21 protein-coding genes are annotated in these 18,843 nt (G+C 66.7%); 10 read left to right on the top strand and 11 right to left on the bottom strand.

Annotated elements, in window-relative coordinates; all coding sequences use genetic code 11:
• Together pnuC and IMW82_RS00100 are read left to right on the top strand one after the other, a co-directional pair.
• Nucleotides 1-570: a nicotinamide riboside transporter PnuC gene (gene pnuC, locus IMW82_RS00105; protein ID WP_211003500.1), complete on the top strand. Its 570-nt coding sequence runs from the start codon at nt 1-3 to the stop codon at nt 568-570.
• Nucleotides 571-659: 89 nt separating this feature from the next.
• Nucleotides 660-1,286: a DUF4124 domain-containing protein gene (locus tag IMW82_RS00100; RefSeq protein WP_211003499.1), complete on the top strand. Its 627-nt coding sequence runs from the start codon at nt 660-662 to the stop codon at nt 1,284-1,286.
• Between the two features lie 18 nt (nt 1,287-1,304).
• On the opposite strand, the gene IMW82_RS00095 is transcribed toward IMW82_RS00100, so the two are convergent.
• On the bottom strand, nt 1,305-1,928 hold the full coding sequence (locus IMW82_RS00095) for a phosphatase PAP2 family protein (protein WP_211003498.1): 624 nt from the start codon (nt 1,926-1,928) through the stop codon (nt 1,305-1,307).
• A gap of 212 nt (nt 1,929-2,140) precedes the next feature.
• Between IMW82_RS00095 and IMW82_RS00090 the strand changes: the two genes are divergently transcribed.
• The 3 genes from IMW82_RS00090 (at nt 2,141) to IMW82_RS00080 (ending at nt 4,938) form a co-directional block, all read left to right on the top strand.
• Nucleotides 2,141-2,710 carry a hypothetical protein gene (locus tag IMW82_RS00090; protein WP_211003497.1) on the top strand — a complete coding sequence of 190 codons (570 nt, stop codon included), beginning with the start codon at nt 2,141-2,143 and terminating at the stop codon, nt 2,708-2,710.
• A 233-nt stretch (nt 2,711-2,943) separates the two neighbouring features.
• A complete protein-coding gene (locus tag IMW82_RS00085) occupies nt 2,944-3,909 on the top strand; it encodes a restriction endonuclease (protein WP_211003496.1) in 966 nt (321 codons plus the stop codon).
• Nucleotides 3,910-3,984: 75 nt separating this feature from the next.
• Nucleotides 3,985-4,938 carry an HNH endonuclease signature motif containing protein gene (locus tag IMW82_RS00080; protein ID WP_211003495.1) on the top strand — a complete coding sequence of 318 codons (954 nt, stop codon included), beginning with the start codon at nt 3,985-3,987 and terminating at the stop codon, nt 4,936-4,938.
• 246 nt (nt 4,939-5,184) lie between these two features.
• On the opposite strand, the gene htpG is transcribed toward IMW82_RS00080, so the two are convergent.
• Both htpG and htpX read right to left on the bottom strand, forming a co-directional pair.
• Nucleotides 5,185-7,053: a molecular chaperone HtpG gene (gene htpG / locus IMW82_RS00075; protein WP_211003494.1), complete on the bottom strand. Its 1,869-nt coding sequence runs from the start codon at nt 7,051-7,053 to the stop codon at nt 5,185-5,187.
• A 177-nt stretch (nt 7,054-7,230) separates the two neighbouring features.
• Nucleotides 7,231-8,124, bottom strand: coding sequence for a protease HtpX (htpX, locus tag IMW82_RS00070; protein ID WP_211003493.1), 894 nt, complete (start codon nt 8,122-8,124; stop codon nt 7,231-7,233).
• A 103-nt stretch (nt 8,125-8,227) separates the two neighbouring features.
• Between htpX and gluQRS the strand changes: the two genes are divergently transcribed.
• From gluQRS to IMW82_RS00055, 3 genes are all read left to right on the top strand, one after another.
• The gene (gene gluQRS / locus IMW82_RS00065) at nt 8,228-9,094 is read left to right on the top strand and encodes a tRNA glutamyl-Q(34) synthetase GluQRS (protein WP_108473104.1); all 867 of its coding nucleotides are present in this window, start codon (nt 8,228-8,230) and stop codon (nt 9,092-9,094) included.
• Nucleotides 9,095-9,209: 115 nt separating this feature from the next.
• The gene (gene phbB / locus IMW82_RS00060; RefSeq protein WP_211003492.1) at nt 9,210-9,950 is read left to right on the top strand and encodes an acetoacetyl-CoA reductase; all 741 of its coding nucleotides are present in this window, start codon (nt 9,210-9,212) and stop codon (nt 9,948-9,950) included.
• Between the two features lie 92 nt (nt 9,951-10,042).
• The gene (locus IMW82_RS00055; RefSeq protein WP_244754117.1) at nt 10,043-10,954 is read left to right on the top strand and encodes a sel1 repeat family protein; all 912 of its coding nucleotides are present in this window, start codon (nt 10,043-10,045) and stop codon (nt 10,952-10,954) included.
• A gap of 85 nt (nt 10,955-11,039) precedes the next feature.
• On the opposite strand, the gene IMW82_RS00050 is transcribed toward IMW82_RS00055, so the two are convergent.
• Nucleotides 11,040-11,822: a tRNA threonylcarbamoyladenosine dehydratase gene (locus IMW82_RS00050; protein WP_211004276.1), complete on the bottom strand. Its 783-nt coding sequence runs from the start codon at nt 11,820-11,822 to the stop codon at nt 11,040-11,042.
• A 147-nt stretch (nt 11,823-11,969) separates the two neighbouring features.
• On the opposite strand from IMW82_RS00050, the gene IMW82_RS00045 reads away from it, so the two are divergent.
• A complete protein-coding gene (locus IMW82_RS00045; RefSeq protein WP_211003490.1) occupies nt 11,970-12,359 on the top strand; it encodes a cytochrome c in 390 nt (129 codons plus the stop codon).
• A gap of 56 nt (nt 12,360-12,415) precedes the next feature.
• On the opposite strand, the gene IMW82_RS00040 is transcribed toward IMW82_RS00045, so the two are convergent.
• The 6 genes from IMW82_RS00040 to IMW82_RS00015 all read right to left on the bottom strand — a co-directional run bounded on the left by IMW82_RS00040 (nt 12,416) and on the right by IMW82_RS00015 (nt 16,546).
• Nucleotides 12,416-12,718, bottom strand: a complete 303-nt coding sequence (locus IMW82_RS00040; RefSeq protein WP_211003489.1) for a DUF962 domain-containing protein — start codon at nt 12,716-12,718, stop codon at nt 12,416-12,418.
• A gap of 148 nt (nt 12,719-12,866) precedes the next feature.
• Nucleotides 12,867-13,742 carry a pirin family protein gene (locus tag IMW82_RS00035; RefSeq protein ID WP_211003488.1) on the bottom strand — a complete coding sequence of 292 codons (876 nt, stop codon included), beginning with the start codon at nt 13,740-13,742 and terminating at the stop codon, nt 12,867-12,869.
• Nucleotides 13,743-13,752: 10 nt separating this feature from the next.
• Nucleotides 13,753-14,814 (bottom strand): NADH:flavin oxidoreductase/NADH oxidase, encoded by a 1,062-nt coding sequence (locus tag IMW82_RS00030; RefSeq protein ID WP_211003487.1) that lies wholly within the window; start codon nt 14,812-14,814, stop codon nt 13,753-13,755.
• A gap of 52 nt (nt 14,815-14,866) precedes the next feature.
• The gene (locus IMW82_RS00025) at nt 14,867-15,784 is read right to left on the bottom strand and encodes an alpha/beta fold hydrolase (RefSeq protein ID WP_211003486.1); all 918 of its coding nucleotides are present in this window, start codon (nt 15,782-15,784) and stop codon (nt 14,867-14,869) included.
• A gap of 85 nt (nt 15,785-15,869) precedes the next feature.
• Nucleotides 15,870-16,079 (bottom strand): cold-shock protein, encoded by a 210-nt coding sequence (locus IMW82_RS00020; protein ID WP_007507924.1) that lies wholly within the window; start codon nt 16,077-16,079, stop codon nt 15,870-15,872.
• Between the two features lie 257 nt (nt 16,080-16,336).
• A complete protein-coding gene (locus IMW82_RS00015; protein ID WP_056384767.1) occupies nt 16,337-16,546 on the bottom strand; it encodes a cold-shock protein in 210 nt (69 codons plus the stop codon).
• Nucleotides 16,547-16,873: 327 nt separating this feature from the next.
• Between IMW82_RS00015 and IMW82_RS00010 the strand changes: the two genes are divergently transcribed.
• On the top strand, nt 16,874-17,347 hold the full coding sequence (locus tag IMW82_RS00010; RefSeq protein ID WP_244754116.1) for a hypothetical protein: 474 nt from the start codon (nt 16,874-16,876) through the stop codon (nt 17,345-17,347).
• A gap of 37 nt (nt 17,348-17,384) precedes the next feature.
• Here IMW82_RS00010 and IMW82_RS00005 read toward each other — a convergent pair whose 3' ends face one another.
• Nucleotides 17,385-18,620 carry a crosslink repair DNA glycosylase YcaQ family protein gene (locus IMW82_RS00005; protein ID WP_211003485.1) on the bottom strand — a complete coding sequence of 412 codons (1,236 nt, stop codon included), beginning with the start codon at nt 18,618-18,620 and terminating at the stop codon, nt 17,385-17,387.
• Between the last annotated feature and the right edge of the window lie 223 nt (nt 18,621-18,843).

Genomic DNA, 18,843 nt, shown 5'->3' with positions numbered 1-18,843 from the left:
ATGACCTGGGTCGAACTTGCCGCCGCGCTGGTCAGCGCCTGGGCCGTCTGGCTCACCGCCCGCCGCCGTCCGTGGTGCTGGCCGGTGGGACTGGCCTCGGTGCTGGCCTACGCGTGGGTGTTCGTCGACGCCAGGCTCTACTCCGACGCGCTGCTGCAGCTGGCGTTCGCGCTGCTGATCGGCTACGGCTGGTACCGCTGGCTGCAGCACATGGGCGAGGACGGTCGCGTGGAAGTGGCCGCGCTGCCGCCGCGACAGGCGCTCGCGCACCTGGCCATCGGCAGCCTCGGCGCGCTGGCGCTGGGCGCATTCATGCACTACCGCACCGACGCCGCCCTGCCCTGGCTGGACGCGGCGCTGACCGCCTTCAGCCTGGTTGCGCAGTGGTGGCAGGCCAAGCGGCACGTTGCTGCGTGGTGGCTGTGGATCGTGGTGGACGTGATCTACGTGGGCGAATACGTCTACAAGCACCTGCTGATCACTTCGGTGCTGTACGCCGGCTTCGTGCTGCTGGCGGTGATCGGGCTGCGCGCATGGCAGCGCGCGGACCAGGCACCGGCCTTGACCTGAAAGCCGGGCCCCGGCATGTTCAGCCCGTCGTAACGCCCCCGCGGTGACACTACGGCTGCACGCAACGCCGATGCTGGATGGATGCCACGATGAAAACCCTGCCGGGTGGAATGCCGTTCCTGTACGCCGCCATCCTGCTGCTGGCCGCGGCGGGCACGGCCGGTGCGCAGAACATCTACAAGTGCACGCAGGGCGGACAGGTCGCCTACACCGACCACCCCTGCCCGAACGGCAGCGGCAAACTGCTGCACCAGGCCGACGACACCGAAGTCATCGATCGCTACCTGCGCCTGGGCCAGGACGAACTGGCCAAACGCTACGCGGATTCGCGCCACCTCGAAGCGCTCTACCGGCAACGCGTCGAGGCCCGCCAGCAGGCACTGGACGAAAAGGCCCAGCGCGATGCCGACGACGCCTACGCGGCGCAGCAACGCGCCGAGGAAGCACAGCAGCAGGCGCTGGCCGACCAGGCAGCGGAGCGCGATCGGCTGCAGCTCGAGAACGAGGCGCTGCGTCAGCAGAACGCGGATTACCAGAACCAGCTGAGCCAGCCGGTCTACAACGCCCCGCCCGCCTACTGGGTCGCGCCGCCGTACCCGCGCCGCCATCGCGACCATGACCACGACGGCGATGGCGACCACCAACCGCCACCGGTATCGGACCAGCCAATCTTCCATCCATGCAAGCAGCTGGCCGGCGGCCGCACGCAGTGCTGAGGCAGTAGCGTACCGCGCTTACTTGAACCGGTGAATGAAACCCACCTTGAAGCCGCCCGGCAGCCAGCTGACGATCAGCGGCGAGTCCCGGTGCGCCGCCCACAGGCCGATCCCGGTGCCCAGTGCGGCGCCGACCAGCACGTCACTCTGCCAGTGGCCACGCGTCTTCACCCGCGCCACCGCGTCGTAGACCGGCAGCAGGGCCAACGCGTACACGGCCGGGTGGTCGCGGCCATAGGTGACGATGAACGGCGTGACCGCCGCCGAGATCGCCGCCACTTCCCCGCTGGGAAAGCTCTGCGCGTGGCTGCCGGCAAAGAAGTCGTTAGGGTCGTCGGTCTGCGATGGCCGCTTTCGTTGGAACGTGTATTTCATCGCCTCGGCACTGAGGCCGGTAACCGCCATGGCGTCCACCGAGCGCCAGAACGTGTCGCCCAGCTGGTCGTTGTCGCCAAAGGCCAGCGCGCCCCCGAAGACTGCCGTGATCGTGCCGTACATCAGCACATTCTGGTTGGTGCGCTTCCAGATGCCGCTGTTGTCGTAATGGATGCGGTGGTCGATCCCGAAGGGGCCGCCTCCCGCATGGGCGCCGCCCGAAAGCAGGATGGCGACGACGAAGAACCAGGATCGAAATGCAGGCATCTCGCGGCTCCCACATGGCAGGCAGCGCCTGCCTTTCCGCCGCAAGCTACGCGGCCCGCCTTTCAGCTGGCTTTTGGAACGGGCCAGTACGCGGTTCCGGCAGACCGCTTCCGATTGACGAGGTAGCCGGGGCAGAGGACAGTGGCGATATTGGAGAGCAGGGCGCTGCACCGTGCTCGCGCCGCCCCCAACGATGACCCGAGGAGGCTGTCATGGAATCCATTCAGCTACCCCTGCTGCTCGGCATGTTGCTCGCCGGAACCGGCGTTGCCATGGCTTCCTCCGGTTCGCTCAACGAATTCAGGCCCAAGGTCCTGCCGGTGCTGGTGCAGGTGAACGCCCAGGGCAAGGTCACCAACGCCTCGCCGGCCACGGAGCTTTCGCCACGGCTCAACCGGTTGCTGCGCCAGAACCTGGACGAACTGATCAGCAAGCCGGCCACCGAACACGGGCGCCCCGTGGCCAGCCAGTTCATCGCCAACCTGGCGCTGCGGGCGACACCTCGCCAGGAGGGCGACTACGACGTCCAGTTCGCCTACGTGTCCAGTTCCCCGGTACCTCCCGGTTCCTGGTACTGGGTGCACATCGACGGCCACCGGCTGGCGCTCGCCAGCCAGGGTTCCTTCAACCGCGAGGTGCGGCTGCGCTACGGTGACCACCGCGACATGAGCCGGAACTGGAACAGCCAGGGCTATCGGTCCACGCCCATGCCCGCCATCCAGAACACGATGCGCAACGCCCCCGCCGCTGCGCCCGCGCGCGCTCCCGCACCCGGCCACTGAACCTGCGTGGCGGTCATGCGCAAGGTTCAAGGCCTTGCGCGCCACATCGACGACTCTGGCCGCAGCGCCTTGACCTTCGCGCGCAAGCTTCCGCAGCCCTGCGCTTCGGAGTTTTCGCTTCGCACGCCAGGATAAAACTGTTGCGGACGGATGTTCCGGCGTGGCCAGCCGGTGTTCCCGCGCGGAGGTTTGCAGTACGGTGGCCGGGCCAGGGATCGCTCAGGGGGAGTGAAATGGCCAAACGCACGAAAAGCGGCTTCGAACAGGTCGCGGCCATGCCATGGTGGCTCGGCATCCTGATCGGCCTGATCGGGTATGTCGCGATACGACACGGCATCGGCTGGTACCTCGCGTCCAGCCACAGCCCCGTCCTTGCCGGCATGGGCCGGATGTTGGCGGCTGGCGCCTACGCACCGCTCGCCTGGATGCTGCTGATCGGCTGCTGGCTCGCCGCCCTCGCCTCCTTCATCGGCCGCGGCCGCCGGCGACAGCTGCTCGACAGCCAGACCGGCATCGACAGCCTGCGCCGGACGAGCTGGCGCCAGTTCGAGCAACTCGCCGACGAAGCCTTCCGCCGCCAGGGCTACGCCGTCGAAGAAACCGGCCTCGGCGGCGCCGACGGCGGCATCGACCTGATCCTGCGCAAGGATGACCAGACCACGCTGGTGCAGTGCAAGCAGTGGCAGAACTGGCAGGTCGGCGTCAAAGTCGTGCGCGAGATGTACGGCCTGCTGATGCATCACCGGGCCGCCGCGGTGAAGATCATCGCGCTCGGCGACTACACCAGCGAAGCACGGCGCTTCGCCCACGGCAAACCGATCGAACTGATCCACGGCGGCGAGCTGATCGCCACCGTGCATTCGCTGCAAAAAACCCGGGCGCGCGCTACGAGTCCTCTGGATACGCCGCTGGCTTTGTGCGGAAGCATGGCTGCAAGCTTGTTGCTGATCGCCGCGCTATCACCCTCCACCGCAACCGCGCCATCGCCAGTCGCTGCAGCGCCCGTCGTCACCAGGACCGCATATGGACCGGAATCACCCTCCCTGCCCCGCCCCGCTGCGGCACCCGCACCGCACGCTCAGGCAACGATCTATGCAGGCGATTCGCAAAACGACGCGGAGCTGCGCGAGTGGAAAAAGCGGAACGCCGAGTCGATGAAAATTTTGGAGAAGACCACGAAGGAAATGCCGCTGCGGTAGCGGTTTTTGCGCGCATCGCGAATGAGTGCCCGATTCGACAGGTTTTTCCATTAACCTGGCCGACGGGAGTATTCGATGGCTTACTGGTGGGTCAACCACAAACAGACGCGCGACCACGAGGTTCGTGGCGGCTATCTGTGGTCGCCTTACCGCAACACGAATGGCGCATTCAACCAGACCTACGAGAACATGAAGCTCGTTCGACCGAGCGACGTCGTGTTCTCGTATGCGAACGGCCGCATCGGCGCCGTGGGTCGCGTAACTGTCGCTGCATCACCGAGCCCCAAGCCAATCGAATTCGGCAACGTGGGTGACTATTGGGCTCATGAAGGTTGGCTGGTGGAAGTCGAATTCAAAGCCGCGCACCGCCCGTTGCAGCCCAAGGATCACATTCAAGCCATCGGTCCGATGCTCCCGGAACGCAACTCACCTCTGCAGAAAAACGGTAACGGCAATCAAGGCTGTTACCTGGCCGGCATCTCCGATGCACTCGGCCACGTACTGATGGCGCTGCTGGACATTCGTCAAGTACGAGAGCTCGATCAGCCACCAACCTATCTGGTCGACCACGAGCCCAATGCTCAAGTGCTCGACGACATCCACCGCATCGAGACGGATGCATCGATCCCGGAGACGCAACGCCTGCAGCTCACCCGGGCTCGCGTTGGCCAGGGCTTCTTCCGCAAACAAGTCATCCTGCTCGACCCGGCATGCCGCGTCACGGGCGTCACCGACACCCGTCTACTCATCGCCAGCCACATCAAACCATGGCGCGAAGCCTCCAACGCAGAACGTCTCAGCGGTTACAACGGCCTGATGCTCTCGCCGCATGTCGATGCGTTGTTCGACGAGCAATTCATCACTTTTGAAGATGACGGTCAGATGCGCGTGCATCCCTCACTTTCGCGTGAGGTACTCGATAAGTGGTCTATCGACCCGGATAAACGCGTTGATCGGTTCCGGCCGGAGCAGGCGTCGTTCCTTGCGCACCATCGTGAGCTGTTTAATCGAAAGATGCTCTCCTCGTAGTCTTTGGCCACGCAAGAGATAAATGCTTCGGGCGCCGAAGGCGGACGGAAGCTCTTGGCCAGGAACGACAACAGCAAGTGCGATTCCGGCCTTCGCCGGAATGACGGCATGGGGGAAAATGACGCGGTTCCGGCCTGCGCTGGAATCACGAACGTTGATGGATGGAGCGGCGAGTAGTCGGGGATGGCATCAATGAAAAGGCCGCCAGATCGGCGGCCTTTTCACATCAGCAGAGCGCTTCGCGCCTCACCCCATCAACACCCGGTTCATCCGCTGCACAAACGCCGCCGGATCAGGCAACTGCGCTCCAGCGGAAATTTCCGCCTGCTCCAGCAGCAACATCGCCAGATCACGAGCCTTGCCTTCGTCGGTTTCGCTCTCGACGCGCTTGACCAGCGCATGTTGCGGATTGATCTCCAGCGTCGGCTTCGACTCCGGCATCTCCTGCCCCGCCTCGCGCAGCAGCCGCGCCAGATGCGGCGCCATCTCGTAATCGGAGAGCGCCAGGCACGAGGGCGAGTCGGTCAGGCGCGCCGACACCTTGACCTCGCCCACGCGATCGCCGAGCAGTTCCTTGAGCTTCTTCAGCAGCGGCTCGGCCTCCTTGGTCGCCTCTTCCTGCTTCTTCTTGTCGGCTTCATCCAGCGGCACCTCGCCCTTGGCCACGCTCTTGAGCTTCTTGCCCTCGTACTCGCTCAAGCTGCCGATCATCCATTCGTCGATGCGGTCGGACATCAGCAGCACTTCGATGCCCTTGGCCTTGAACGCTTCCAGCTGCGGGCTGCCGGCGGCGGCGGCGTAGCTGTCGGCGGTGATGTACCAGATCGCGTCCTGGCCGACGGCCATGCGGCCGATGTAGTCGTCGAACGAGACGGTCTGCGCGGTGCCTTCGCCCTTGGTGCTGGCGAAGCGCAGCAGCTTGGCGATGCGCTCGCGGTTGTTGGCGTCCTCGCTGATACCTTCCTTGAGCGTGTTGCCGAAGGCCTTGTAGAAGGTGGCGAACTTTTCCGGCTCGTCCTTGGCCAGCTTCTCGATCAGGTCCAGCACGCGCTTGACGCAGGCGGCCTTGATGCGATCGAGCTGGCGGTTGTGCTGCAGGATTTCGCGGCTGACGTTGAGCGGCAGGTCGTCGGCATCGACCACGCCGCGCACGAAGCGCAGGTAGTTCGGCAGCAGTTCTTCGGCAGCGTCCATGATGAAGACGCGCTTGATATGGAGCTTGAGCCCCTTGCGCTCGTCGCGACCGCCCATCATCAGGTCGAACGGCGGCTGCGACGGCAGGTACAGCAAGGTGGTGAAGCTCTGGCTGCCCTCGACGCGGTTGTGCGTCCAGGCCAGCGCGTCGTTGAAGTCGTGACCGAGCGACTTGTAGAAACTCTGGTAGTCCGCGTCGCTGATCTCCGACTTCGGCTTGGTCCACAGTGCCGAGGCGGCGTTGATGGTCTCGAACTCGTCGGTGGGCTTGCCGTCCTTTTCGGTCGGCATACGGATCGGGAATGCCACGTGGTCGGAGTAGCGGGTGATCAGCGCGCGCAGCTGCCAGCGGCTGAGGAACTCGTCCTCGTCGGCCTTCAGGTGCAGGATCACCGCGGTGCCGCGCTCGGCCAGTTCGATCGGCTCCAGCGAGTACTCGCCCTTGCCGTCGCTCTCCCACTTCACGCCCTCGCCCGCGGGCGCATCGGCGCGGCGGCTCAGCACGGTGACCTTGTCGGCCACCACGAAGGCGGAATAGAAGCCCACGCCGAACTGGCCGATCAGGCGCGCGTCCGCCTTCTGCTCGCCCGACATCGCTTCCAGGAAGCGGCGCGTGCCGGAGCTGGCGATGGTGCCGATGTTGGCCACCACCTCGTCGCGGTTCATGCCGATGCCGTTGTCGCGCACAGTGACGGTGCGCGCGTCCGGATCCCAGCTGACGTCGATATGCAGCTCGCTGTCGCCGGCGGACAGTTCCGGCTTGGCGATCGACTCGAAGCGCAGCTTGTCGCAGGCGTCGGAGGCGTTGGAGATCAACTCGCGCAGGAAGATTTCCTTGTGCGAGTACAGCGAGTGGGTGACCAGGTGCAGCACCTGGGCGACTTCGGCTTCGAACTTGCGGGTTTCGGCGGGTGCGTTCATGCGTGGATGTTCCGTACTGAAGTTGACGATGGACATTTTGACTCCTCCCCCTGCATGCAGGGGGAGGTTGGCAGGGGGTCGCCTTTGATCCTGGCTGTTCAGATCAAGATCAAGATCAAGAACGAACCCCACCCCGGCCCTCCCCTGCGAGCAGGGGAGGGAGAAAGGCGGCGGCGGTCAGCGACCGCTCTGCAGCGCGGCGATGCGCTCCTCCAGCGGCGGATGGCTCATGAACAAGCGCTTGAAGCCGTCGGCCAGCGGGCCGGAGATGCCGAACGCGGCAATCGTCTGCGGCAGCGTGTTTTCGCCGTGGTTGGCCTGCAGCCGCTGCAGCGCCGAGATCATCGCGCCGCGGCCGGCGAACTGTGCGCCCGCCGCGTCGGCGCGGAACTCGCGCCAGCGCGAGAACGCGGCCACGATCATCGAGGCGAACAGGCCGAACACCAGTTGCAGCACCATCACCACCACGAAATAGCCGATGCCGCCGCCACCTTCGCGGTTGTCGCGGCCACCGCTCATCCAGCTGTCGACCAGCCGCCCGACGATGCGCGCGGCGAGGATCACCAGCGTGTTCAATACACCCTGGATCAGGGTCAGGGTGACCATGTCGCCGTTCGCCACGTGGCCGATCTCGTGGCCGAGCACGGCGCCGACCTGCTCACGGTTCATCTGCTGCAGCAGGCCGGAACTGACCGCCACCAGCGAACTGTTCCTGGTCATGCCGGTGGCGAACGCGTTCATTTCCGGCGCGTCGTAGATCGCCACCTCGGGCATGCCGATGCCGGCGTTCTGCGCGTGGCGGCGCACGGTGTCGACCAGCCAGCGCTCGGTCTCGTTCTGCGGCTGCTCGATCACCCGCGCGCCGGTGGACCACTTGGCGATCGTCTTGGACATCGCCAGCGAAATGAACGCGCCGCCCATGCCGAACACGGCAGCGTAGGCCAGCAGGCCGCCCATGCCGCCGTAGCCGCGGGCGGCGGCCATCTGGTCGATGCCGAACAGGTGGCAGACGATGCTCAGCAGGAGCAAAACGGCAAGGTTGGTACCAATGAACAATGCGATGCGACGCATGGCTGTCTCTCTTGTGGCAGTCATGAAGGGGATGGGGTGGATTGAAAATTCGGGGCGACGGCCGGCGCTTTCAAGGGTTCGGCACGGCATCTAAGATGCGCCGATGAGCTATCGCGGCCGCTTCGCCCCCTCGCCCACCGGACACCTGCACTTCGGCTCGCTGGTCGCCGCGGTGGGCAGCTGGCTGTGCGCGCGGCATGCCGGCGGCAAGTGGCTGCTGCGGGTGGAAGACATCGACCCGCCGCGCGAGGTTCCCGGGTCGGCCGCGAGCATCCTGGCCGCGCTGCCGGCGTTCGGGCTGGTCGCCGACGCGCCGGCGTTGCTCCAGTCGCAACGCATCGCGGCGTACGAAGCGGCGTTCGAACAACTGCGTGCGGCGCAGCAGGTGTTCCCGTGCTGGTGCAGTCGCGCCGAGCTGGCCGGGACGGGTGGCATTCATCGCGACGGCCGCTGCATCGCGCCACCACAGGCCGGTCAACCACCGGCTTGGCGCTTGCGCGTGCCGGACATCACCATCGAATTCGACGACGCCCTGCAGGGCCCACAGCGGCAGAACCTCCGCGAAGAGGTGGGCGACTTCGTGATCCGCCGGGTCGAGGGGTTCCATTCGTACCAGCTCGCCTGCGTGGTCGACGACGCGTACCAGGGCGTCACCGAGGTGGTGCGCGGGCAGGACCTGCTCGACTCCACCGCGCGGCAGATCTGGCTGCAGCGTTGCCTGGGGCTGCGCACGCCGGCGTATCGCCACCTGCCGCTGGTGCTGGATGGCGAGGGACGCAAGCTGTCGAAGTCCGAACAGGCCTTCCCCGTCGACCCGGCCGACCCGCTGCCGGCGCTGCGGCGGGCGCTGGCGTTCCTGCGGGTACCGGCGCCGGCCGCGGCGGCGGATGCCCGCGACCTGCTGGCGCAGGCGCTGGCGAACTTCGATCCGGCGCAATTGCCGCATTGCAGCGATCACTCCTTCGCCTGAAACGCTATAAATGCAAAACGCATCGGCGCCCCGCGGCCATGGCTGAAACATGTCGCCGCCATGATCCGGTACGACAGACAGCCCTCCGCTACACCTGCACAGGAGATTCAAGGACATGACTCAGCGCACGGCATTGGTCACAGGCGGCACCGGCGGCATCGGCAGCGCGATCATCCGCTACCTCGCCGGACAGGGGCACCGGGTGGCCACCAACTATCGCGACCCGGGCAAGGCCGAAGCCTGGCGCAAGGCGATGGCGGCGGACGGCATCGAGGTGTGCATGGTGTCCGGCGACGTCTCCGATCCGGTCGCCTGCGAGGCGATGATCCGCGCCCTGGAAGAAAAGTGCGGGGCGATCGACATCCTGGTCAACAATGCCGGCATCACCCGTGACACCACCTTCCACAAGATGAACTACCAGCAGTGGACGGACGTGATCAACACCAACTTGAACGCCTGCTTCAACGTCACCCGTCCGGTGATCGAGGGCATGCGCGCGCGCAAGTGGGGCCGCGTCGTGCAGATCAGCTCGATCAACGGCCAGAAGGGCCAGTACGGCCAGGCCAACTACGCCGCGGCGAAGGCCGGCATGCACGGCTTCACCATCTCGCTGGCGCAGGAGAACGCGAAGTTCGGCATCACCGTGAATACCGTCTCGCCAGGCTACGTCGGCACCGACATGGTGATGGCAGTGCCGGAGGAAGTGCGCGAGAAGATCGTGGCGCAGATCCCGGTGGGCCGCCTCGGCCGGCCGGACGAGATCGCCCACGCGGTGGCGTTCTTCACTGGCGACCAGGCCGCCTGGATCACCGGCGCCAACCTGGCAATCAACGGCGGGCATTACATGGGCTGGTGAGTCGACATGACCTGCGCCGGGCTTGCATGGCCGATCACCCCGGGCGTATATCCCATGGTTACCAACCTGGTGAAAGGAGATCGCTCATGGTCATGGAACGTGTTTCCGGCAACTGTGCATGGCTGCTTGCTGGTCTGGCCCTCGCCGTGGTGTTGCCGGCCTGGGGACAAAGCGGCGCAGCGGCCACCGGCACCCCGACTTCCCCAGCCCACCTTGCGTCCACCGACGCCCCCTCGTACGACAGCGACCCGACCTTCGGCGCCTCATCGGTCGAGGACTTCACCAGCCCCGAGAGCGACGCCAGGCCGGGAGTGTATTTTTTCACGATCGCCGCCCGCGCCTACCAGCAAAAGAACTACCGCCACGCGATCGACATGTACAAGGTTGCGGCGTCCTGGGCCTACAAGCCGGCCGAATACAACCTCGGGGTGATGTATTACCGCGGCCAGGGCGTGCCGGTGGATCGGCCGCTGGGCGCCGCCTGGATGGTGCTGGCAGCCGAGCGCAACACACCACAGTACGTCGCGGCGCGCGACCTGATGATCACACCACTGAGCAAAGCCGACTTCGCCCGGGTCGATACCCTGTGGAACCAGCTCAAGCCTACTTACGGCGACGCTACCGCCCTGCATCGGGCCAAGGTGCGTTGGGCCCAGGTGCGCGCAGGAATGACCGGCTCGCGCACCGGCGGCGCCACCGGGCCGCTGAAGGTTGGCTCGAGAGGCGGCCCCTCGTCGCCCAGGACGGGCAAGAGCATGACGGGTGCGCCCTTGCATACGGACACCGCCGGCTTCGAGATCACCAGCGGTCATGACATGCATGGCGTGGTGGCCTATCAGCAGTTCCGCGAAAGCGACAACCCCTACGATCCGAAATTCAAGACGGATCCGGTTGGCACCACCTCGGTGGGCGCCCTGATCCCGGTTCCCGCCAGCGAGGGCAAGGCGGCTACGGACAAGACCCCGGATAACAGCCCACCGGCCAACCAGCCCGGCCATCAGTAGCCGTTCGCCAGCGGGGCGCGGCGAAGTGGACCCGACCTCGTTCGTCTCGGCACACGGACACGGGTGTGCGCGCTCCCGTGTCCAGTCACCCCAGCAACTTCTCCAGCACCTTGCTCACAGCCGCGAAGGCGAATGCGCCGGTGACGTGGGTAGCCGCGCCCAGGCCACCACCGCAGGCCAGGTTCAACGCGTCGCCGCCGGGCGGGCGGGTGCCGCAGACGGTGCCGTCGGGTTGCGGGTACTGCACGTTCTGCAGCGAATAGACGGCTGACACGCCGAAGTAGCGATCCGGGTTGCGCGGGAAGTTGAAGTCGGCGCGGAGCTTCTTGCGGATCAGGCTGAACATCGCGTCGTGCTCGGTGCGCGACAGGTCGCGCACACGGATCTGGGTGGGGTCGGTACGCCCGCCGGCCGAGCCCACGCTGACGATCGGCAGCTTGCGCCGGCGGCACCAGGCGATCGTCTCCAGCTTCACGCGGAACGCGTCGCAAGCATCCAGCACCACGTCGTAACCGCGATCGAGCAGTTCGTCCAGGGTGGACGGAGTGAGGAAGCGCTCGACCGCCTCCAGCCGGATGGTCGGGTTGATCGCGTGCGCTCGCTCCGCCATCACGCCCACCTTCGACTTGCCGTACTCGCCGTCCAGCGCATGCAGCTGGCGGTTGGTATTGGACACGCAGACCTCGTCCGCGTCGATCAGGGTGAGCCGGCCCACGCCGCTGCGCGCCAGCGCCTCGACCGCCCACGAACCGACGCCGCCGATACCGATCACGCAGACGTGCGCGCGCGACAGCGCGGCCACACTGCCAGTGCCGTACAGGCGCTCGACGCCGGCAAAGCGTTCGGCCGGAAAGGTCGCCTCGCGCATGGCGTCGCCACTGGTGTCCGGGGTCGTATCCGCGTGTGTCACAGGTCTGCCTTGCTGCTGCGTATCCGCCATTTTATCGCGCCCGCGTGGCTGCGACGCGTCTGCACAAGCTATCCTTGCGGACTCTTCATCCTTGGAATCGTGGCAATGCGCGTAGCCCTGATGATCCTGCTCGGCCTGGTGATCGGCGTGATCGGCACCGCCAACGTGATGAATGCGCTGGCCGCGCGCAACCCGATGCCGAAGGCCGTGATGGAAACCATGGGCTACCACATGGGCGAATTGAAGAACGCGATCAAGGCGAAGCAGTGCGACCCGGCCAAGGTGCAGCACCACCTGGCCCGCCTGCAGTCCACCGCCACGGACATTACCCCGGTATTCGGCATCGACGAAAAGGCCTTCACCGACGACGCCAGCCAGTTGCAGAGCCGCCTGCAGCAGGCGGTGCAGGCAGCACCGGCCACCTGCGAGGCGCTGGCCGCGGCGGTCAAGCCGGTCGGCGAAACCTGCAAGAGCTGCCACCAGCAGTATCGCTGAGGCGAAAAGCGACCCCACCCCGGCCCTCCCCTGCCTGCAGGGGAGGGAGAAAATCGTCAGAAGCGGATCTTGCCGCGCAGCATCTGGCCGTACATCACCCAGTCGCCCATCAGGCTGTACAGCGGGTGTTTGAACGTGGCCGGGCGGTTCTTCTCGAACCCGAAGTGGCCGATCCAGGCGAAACCGTAGCCGGCCACCGGCGCCAGCCACAACCAGCGCAGCTGGCCGCTCGCCAGGGCCAGCACGATCACCGCCAGCACCAGCGTGCTGCCGATGAAGTGCATCCGGCGACAAATGCGGTTGCCGTGCTCGCTGAGGTAGAACGGATAGAACTCGGCAAAGCTGCTGTAGCCGGACATGTTTCGACTCCGCGACGGTATGCGCCGATTCTGCCACTCAACCGATCCGTGCGCGCTGCGGGGCGGGCACTGCCGCGGGCCTTTGCCTTGTTGAAGGCGAGAGCAGCGGACAGGGTCCACCCTACGAAGCAAGGCAATCCGCGTGCGCCTACTCCGGCAGCGGGATGAACTCCTTGTCATCGCCGGGCACTTTCGGGAAGCGCCCCTCGCGCCAGTCGGCCTTGGCCTGCTCGATGCGCTTGCGCGTGCTGGCCACGAAGTTCCACCACAGGTGCCGTTCGCCATCCAGCGGCGCACCGCCGAACAGCATCAGGCGGCTCGCTTCCTGCGCGCGCAGCGGCGGCGCGGCGGGACCTGCCTGCACCGCCATCTGTTGCGCACGGACCTCCAGTTCGCCCCAGCGGACGGCACCCTCGACGACATGCACACCGCGCTCGTCGTGCTCCGGCGGGAAGGCCAGTTCGGCGCCCGCGGCCAGCTGCACTTCCAGGAAAAACATCGGCGCGAACACCTTCACCGGCGAGCGCTCGCCATAGGCTGTGCCGGCAATCAGCACGGCCTCCATGCCGGGTCGGCGGATCTTTGGCAGCGCAGCGCGGTCGTGATGATGGAACTCCGGATCCACCTCGGCATCGGCCTGCGGCAATGCCACCCAGACCTGGATGCCGTGCAGCAATTGGCCGCCCTGGCGCGCCTCCGGCGGCGTGCGTTCGGAATGGGTGATGCCGTGACCGGAGGTCATCCAGTTCACTTCGCCGGGGCGGATGTCGGCCAGGCTGCCCAAGCTGTCGCGATGGCGGATCACGCCGTCGAACAGCCAGGTCACCGTGGCCAGGCCGATGTGCGGATGCGGCCGCACGTCCATGCCCTTGCCGGCGGCGAAGGTGGCCGGCCCGATGTGGTCGAAGAACACGAACGGGCCGACGTGGCGCGCCTGCAGCACCGGCAGCATGCGGCGCACCATGAAACCGTCGCCCAGATCGTGCACGCGGGCGTCGGCAATCAGCATCGGGGTGGCTTCCATCGCGCCCTCCTCACCAGGCTCGTTGATATTGCACCGGCGCGTCGATCTTCGCACCCAGCTGCTGCGCCGCACGGCGCGGGAAGTACGGGTCGCGCAGGCTCTCGCGGGCGATCAGCACCACGTCGGCGTCGCCGTTGGCGACGATCTGCGCGGCCTGCTCCGCGCCTGTGATCAGGCCCACTGCACCCGTGGCGACACCGGCCTCGCGCCGGATCTGCGCCGCGAACGGCACCTGGTAGCCCGGCGCCAGCGGGATCTTCGCGTGCGGCAGCAGGCCGCCGCTGGAGACGTCGATCAGGTCCACGCCCAACGGTTTCACCTGGCGCGCCAGTTCGACGCTCTGGCCGATGTCCCAGCCGCCTTCGTCCGCCCAGTCGGTGGCCGAGAGGCGCAGCCATAGCGGCAGTTCGGCCGGCCACACTTCGCGTACGGCAACGATTACTTCGCGCACCAGGCGGGTGCGGTTCTCGAAGCTGCCGCCGTAGCGATCATCGCGCCGGTTGCTCAGCGGCGACAGGAACTGGTGCAGCAGGTAGCCATGCGCCGCATGCACCTCGATCAACTCGAAGCCGGCTGCCAGCGCTCGCTGCGCGGCGGCGCGGAAGTCCGCGATCACCGCCTGGATGCCGGCTTCGTCCAGCGCTTGCGGCGCCGGCCAGCCGGCATCGAACGGCAGCGCCGACGGCGCCACGGTAAGCCAGTCGCCCTGCCCGGCCGGCACCGGGCCATACCCGTCCCACGGCCGCAGCGTGCTGGCCTTGCGCCCGGCATGCGCCAGTTGCACGCCGGCGATCGCGCCATGCGTCTTGATGAAGCGGGTGATCGGCTGCCACGCGTCCTGCTGGGCCTGGTTCCACAGGCCGGTGTCCTGCGGCGAGATGCGGCCCTGTGCGGAGACCGCCGAAGCCTCGGCGATCACCAGCGCGGCGCCGCCGACCGCGCGACTGCCCAGGTGCACCATGTGCCAGTCGTTCGGCACGCCGTCGGTGGCCGAGTACTCGCACATCGGCGACACCACCAGGCGGTTGCGCAAGGTCAGGCTGCGTTGGGTGAAGGGATCGAACAGTTTCATGGGGACATCCGGCGGACTGGACACATCGACATGCTGGCGGGCTCGCGGAGAATCAACCTGTCGAGCCGTCGCGCGCGGCGAACGCTGCGTCCGCCGCAGCCAGCCAGTCGGCGATGCGCGAGGCCACCGGCGCCGGCGTCTTCATCCAGCCGAAGTGATCGGCCGGCAGCCCGTCCATGTCCTCCCGCGTGATCACGGCCACGCGGCGCTCCCCCGGACCCAGCTTGCCCAGCAGCCACTCCAGCGACGCCAGCGGGCCCAGCCAGTCCTGCTGCAGGCGCAGCGCCAGCAGCGGCAGTTGCAGCGCGGCCAGTTGCCGCTCGAAGTCCCGGGCCATCCCGGCTGCCGCGTAGCGGCCAGTGCGCCCGCTGCGTGCCCAGTCGGTGATCACCCCGCGCGCCTCGTTGCCGCCAAAACCGATCCGCCGCCCGGGCAGGTAACCCACCAGGCCAGTCAGCAGCGGAGCCAGCGCATAGGCCACCCCGATCAGCCAGCCATGCCGGAAGCGGCGCCAGTACGGCGCACCGCTGGCGACCAGCAACAAACCGGCGAAGTCGTGCGGGTGCTCGCTGGCGTAGAGCAGGCCGAGTTGGCCGCCCAGGCTGTGCCCGCCCAGCCAGCGGCGCGCCTGCGGCCAGCGTTGGTGCACCGCCACCAGACCCGCAGGCAGGTCATCCTGCAGCAGTTCGCGATAACCCCAGTTGCTGCCGCGACCGGCGCGCCGCTCGCTGGAGCCGATGCCGCGCCACTCGTGCAGCACCACCGCGATGCCCCGCGCCGCCAAGGCCTGGGCCAGCGGCAGGTAATGCCGGGCCGGTATGCCCATCGCCGGAAGCCAGTACAGCAAACATTGCCAGGCACCGGCGGGCAGCACGGCCAGCAATTCATAGCGGGTGCCATCGGCGGCAATTACCGGAATTGCCAGCGGCTCGGCCGCTGCAGGCATGTTTTCAATGGAATGCTCGGACATCCCCACAGGCTAGCGAATTGCCCCCGTCACTACAAAAAAGAGGCCGGCTTGCGCCGGCCTCCTCAAGCGGATTCCGCCACCACGATCAGACGGGGGTGACGTCTTCGGCCTGCAGGCCCTTCTGGCCGTCGACGACCTTGAAGCTGACCTTCTGGCCTTCTTGCAGGCTCTTGAAACCCGAACCAGTGATGGCGCGGAAATGCACGAATACGTCAGGGCCATTTTCACGGCTGATGAAACCGAAACCCTTGGCGTCGTTGAACCACTTCACTGTACCTACTTCACGATCCGACATGACTCACTCCGATCCTATCCAGACGCTGAGACAAACCGGCCCCAACGGGCCGACGGTTTACTGAGCATGCAGGGTCCGGTGCAACAGTCGGATTCAGGAAATCCCTACCGGGCACTCACGTAGCCAAGCAGACGCAGTGGCCCAAGCATAACGGATTTTCAGCTCGTGAGTGATTTGTCAAGCAGGCTGTCGCGGACATTATCCGGGCAGGAAAAAACCGGGCATGGCTGCCCGGTTTTCCCCTGCAAACGCGACACTCAGGCCGGGGTGACTTCCTCAGCCTGCAGGCCCTTCTGGCCCTGCACCACCTTGAACGAGACCTGCTGGCCTTCCTGCAGGCTCTTGAAGCCGCCGCCGGTAATGGCGCGGAAATGCACGAAAACGTCCGGGCCATTGTCGCGGGCAATGAAACCAAAGCCCTTGGCGTCGTTGAACCACTTGACGGTACCCATCTGACGATCAGACATGTTAATCACTCCACGGGTTTATGGACGCGGCCACCATGGGCGACCGGCCGACTTGACTGGTGTGCAAGGAAACAACCCAGGGGTGAACGATGAGGCAGATCGCGGATCGGCTGCATCGGGCCACAAACTCTGCTGACCCCGGCAAACACAGTGGGCGGATCATAACGGCACATCGGGGCTGAACGGAATGGAGTGAATTCTGCGTTTTTTGCCGATTCGGCGGTAAATTCAGATTTTCTTGACCTCAGGCGCGGTCTAGTGGCGGCCAGCCCCGGATCAGTATCCACCGGCCGCCCGACCGGCACGGTCGTCACCTTGAGGAGAGTCATGATGCCTGCCCTGTCCCGCCTGACCCTGATCAGCGCGTTCGGAGGTCTCCTGCTGCTGGCCGGTTGTGCGCAGCATCCCCAGAGCACCCGGACCACGGCCACCTCCACCACGACAGCCCCGCCCGCCTCCACCACGAAAGCCGCCAGCAGCCCCACCCACCGGGAGCGTGCCGCGAGCACCCGCGGCAGGCCCGCCGCCGAGCCCGAGCTGTCCGAAAACACCGGCATCGCCGCCTGCGACGACTACCTCTCCAGCTACCTGGTCTGCCACCGCGCGGCGGCGATCTTCCCGCCGGACCAGCTGCAGTCCCGCTACGAGGCGATGCGCAGCAGCCTGCTGCGCGACGCGAAGAACCCGGAGATCCGGCCGCAGCTGGCGGCACGCTGCAACTCGCTGGCCAACCAGCTGCGCGAGGCCCTGCACGGCAAGTCGTGCGCGGCGAATCCGGCGCCGGCCAACAGCACACCGTAGATCCGTCAATGACGAGGGCGAGTCCCGAAGGCGCCGGCTAGCCGGCATCTCGCCAGGCTGCGCGCAACAACCGCGCCAGCGCCACCGGCTGGACGCGCCCCAGCTGGATCTCCGGGGTGCCGTGCCAGCGGGCGGTCTCGGCAATGGCCCCGGCCACCGCCTGCGCCAGTGCCGGTTCCGGTGACACCCCAGGCTCCAGGAACAGGGCCTTGACCTCGAACACGCCGGTGCCGCGATGGGCTTTCGCATCGAGCCGGCCGACCAACCGGCCCCGATGCAGGATCGGCAGCACGAAGTAGCCGTAGCGGCGCTTTGGCGCCGGCGTGTAGCACTCGAGGGTGTACTCGAAATCGAACATCGCCAGCAGGCGCACCCGATCCCACACCAGCGGGTCGAACGGCGACAGCAGTGCGGTACGGGTAGCGCGCAGGCGTCCGGCCAGCGCCTTGTCCAGCGCGTCGGCGTGATCGCGGTGTACATAGCCGGGCGTGGGCCAGCCCTGCACCGGCACCGCCAGCAGCTCGCCGCTGGCCACCAGCGGCAGCAGTTCGCGATCGCTGACCTTCGGCTTCAGGCGGAAGTAGTCGGCGATCCAGGCCGCCTGCGTCACCCCCAGCGCGCGCACGCTGTCGACGATGAAACGCTGGCGCCGCTCTGCCGCCGAAGGCGCGGCGGCGGAATCGAATGGCGGGTCGAGCCGGGCCAGCACGTTTTCGGCCAGATCGTAAACGCGCTGGAAGTTGTCGCGCCGCGCCACCATCAGCTCGCCCAGCGCGAACCACGCCTCCAGCCAGCGCTTCTCCGGCTTCCATTCCCACCAGCCCGGCTTGCTGGCGGTGTCCCTGCGCGCGAAATCCGCCGCCCGCACGGGACCGGAAACACGAATCGCCTGCAGCAGCGCATCCATGTCGGCGCGTTGTTCGCGATGCATCCGCGCCGCGTTCCGATGTGCCCAGTGGTGCGTACGATGGTCGTGTCCACCACGGTGCCAGGCGATATCGGCGGCACTGACGAAGCACGCCTCGTGCGCCCAGCACTCGGCCAGCCGCCCCTGCGCCAGCGCCTCGTCCAGCCAGACCGCGGGGTAATCGCCCAGGCGCGAGTGCAGCACCAGGTAGGGGCTGCGCGCCACCACGTGGATGGTGTCGATCTGCAGCAGGCGCATGCGCCCGACCGCCGCCACCACCTCGTCGCGCCGGGCCCTTCGCCGCGGTGGCTGCAGCAGGCCCTGCGCCGACAATTGCAGCGCCCGCGCCTGCGCCAGACTCAACACGCGGCCAGCACCTGAAGCGGCGCCCAACGGCAGCCTGTCTTCACGCCCTCGTGACCCGGATTTTGAGCCGACATTTACAAAGTCCCTGCTAGCGTGAAACCCGAATTGGGCCGGACGGAACTCCCGCCCGATGGAGTGCGGGCATCCGCACAAGCTCACCGATCATTCTGGCATGGAGTACCGATGATGAAATCCCGCAAGCCATTGCTGACCGCCCTCGCCG

The sequence above is a fragment of the Rhodanobacter sp. B2A1Ga4 genome, assembly GCF_018101315.1.
GTDB classification, from domain to species: Bacteria; Pseudomonadota; Gammaproteobacteria; order Xanthomonadales; family Rhodanobacteraceae; genus Rhodanobacter; species Rhodanobacter thiooxydans_A.
This window is presented reverse-complemented; position numbering and strand designations above follow the sequence as displayed.

Coding starts and splice junctions, on each gene's coding strand:
- phbB (WP_211003492.1), top strand. CDS start 9,210: ATGACTCAGCGCACGGCATTGGTCACAGGCGGCACCGGCGGCATCGGC.
- IMW82_RS00030 (WP_211003487.1), bottom strand. CDS start 14,814: ATGAAACTGTTCGATCCCTTCACCCAACGCAGCCTGACCTTGCGCAAC.
- IMW82_RS00035 (WP_211003488.1), bottom strand. CDS start 13,742: ATGGAAGCCACCCCGATGCTGATTGCCGACGCCCGCGTGCACGATCTG.
- htpG (WP_211003494.1), bottom strand. CDS start 7,053: ATGAACGCACCCGCCGAAACCCGCAAGTTCGAAGCCGAAGTCGCCCAG.
- IMW82_RS00050 (WP_211004276.1), bottom strand. CDS start 11,822: ATGCGCGAGGCGACCTTTCCGGCCGAACGCTTTGCCGGCGTCGAGCGC.
- htpX (WP_211003493.1), bottom strand. CDS start 8,124: ATGCGTCGCATCGCATTGTTCATTGGTACCAACCTTGCCGTTTTGCTC.
- IMW82_RS00095 (WP_211003498.1), bottom strand. CDS start 1,928: ATGCCTGCATTTCGATCCTGGTTCTTCGTCGTCGCCATCCTGCTTTCG.
- IMW82_RS00025 (WP_211003486.1), bottom strand. CDS start 15,784: ATGTCCGAGCATTCCATTGAAAACATGCCTGCAGCGGCCGAGCCGCTG.
- pnuC (WP_211003500.1), top strand. CDS start 1: ATGACCTGGGTCGAACTTGCCGCCGCGCTGGTCAGCGCCTGGGCCGTC.
- IMW82_RS00080 (WP_211003495.1), top strand. CDS start 3,985: ATGGCTTACTGGTGGGTCAACCACAAACAGACGCGCGACCACGAGGTT.
- IMW82_RS00020 (WP_007507924.1), bottom strand. CDS start 16,079: ATGTCGGATCGTGAAGTAGGTACAGTGAAGTGGTTCAACGACGCCAAG.
- gluQRS (WP_108473104.1), top strand. CDS start 8,228: ATGAGCTATCGCGGCCGCTTCGCCCCCTCGCCCACCGGACACCTGCAC.
- IMW82_RS00040 (WP_211003489.1), bottom strand. CDS start 12,718: ATGTCCGGCTACAGCAGCTTTGCCGAGTTCTATCCGTTCTACCTCAGC.
- IMW82_RS00100 (WP_211003499.1), top strand. CDS start 660: ATGAAAACCCTGCCGGGTGGAATGCCGTTCCTGTACGCCGCCATCCTG.
- IMW82_RS00015 (WP_056384767.1), bottom strand. CDS start 16,546: ATGTCTGATCGTCAGATGGGTACCGTCAAGTGGTTCAACGACGCCAAG.
- IMW82_RS00010 (WP_244754116.1), top strand. CDS start 16,874: ATGATGCCTGCCCTGTCCCGCCTGACCCTGATCAGCGCGTTCGGAGGT.
- IMW82_RS00045 (WP_211003490.1), top strand. CDS start 11,970: ATGCGCGTAGCCCTGATGATCCTGCTCGGCCTGGTGATCGGCGTGATC.
- IMW82_RS00085 (WP_211003496.1), top strand. CDS start 2,944: ATGGCCAAACGCACGAAAAGCGGCTTCGAACAGGTCGCGGCCATGCCA.
- IMW82_RS00055 (WP_244754117.1), top strand. CDS start 10,043: ATGGAACGTGTTTCCGGCAACTGTGCATGGCTGCTTGCTGGTCTGGCC.
- IMW82_RS00090 (WP_211003497.1), top strand. CDS start 2,141: ATGGAATCCATTCAGCTACCCCTGCTGCTCGGCATGTTGCTCGCCGGA.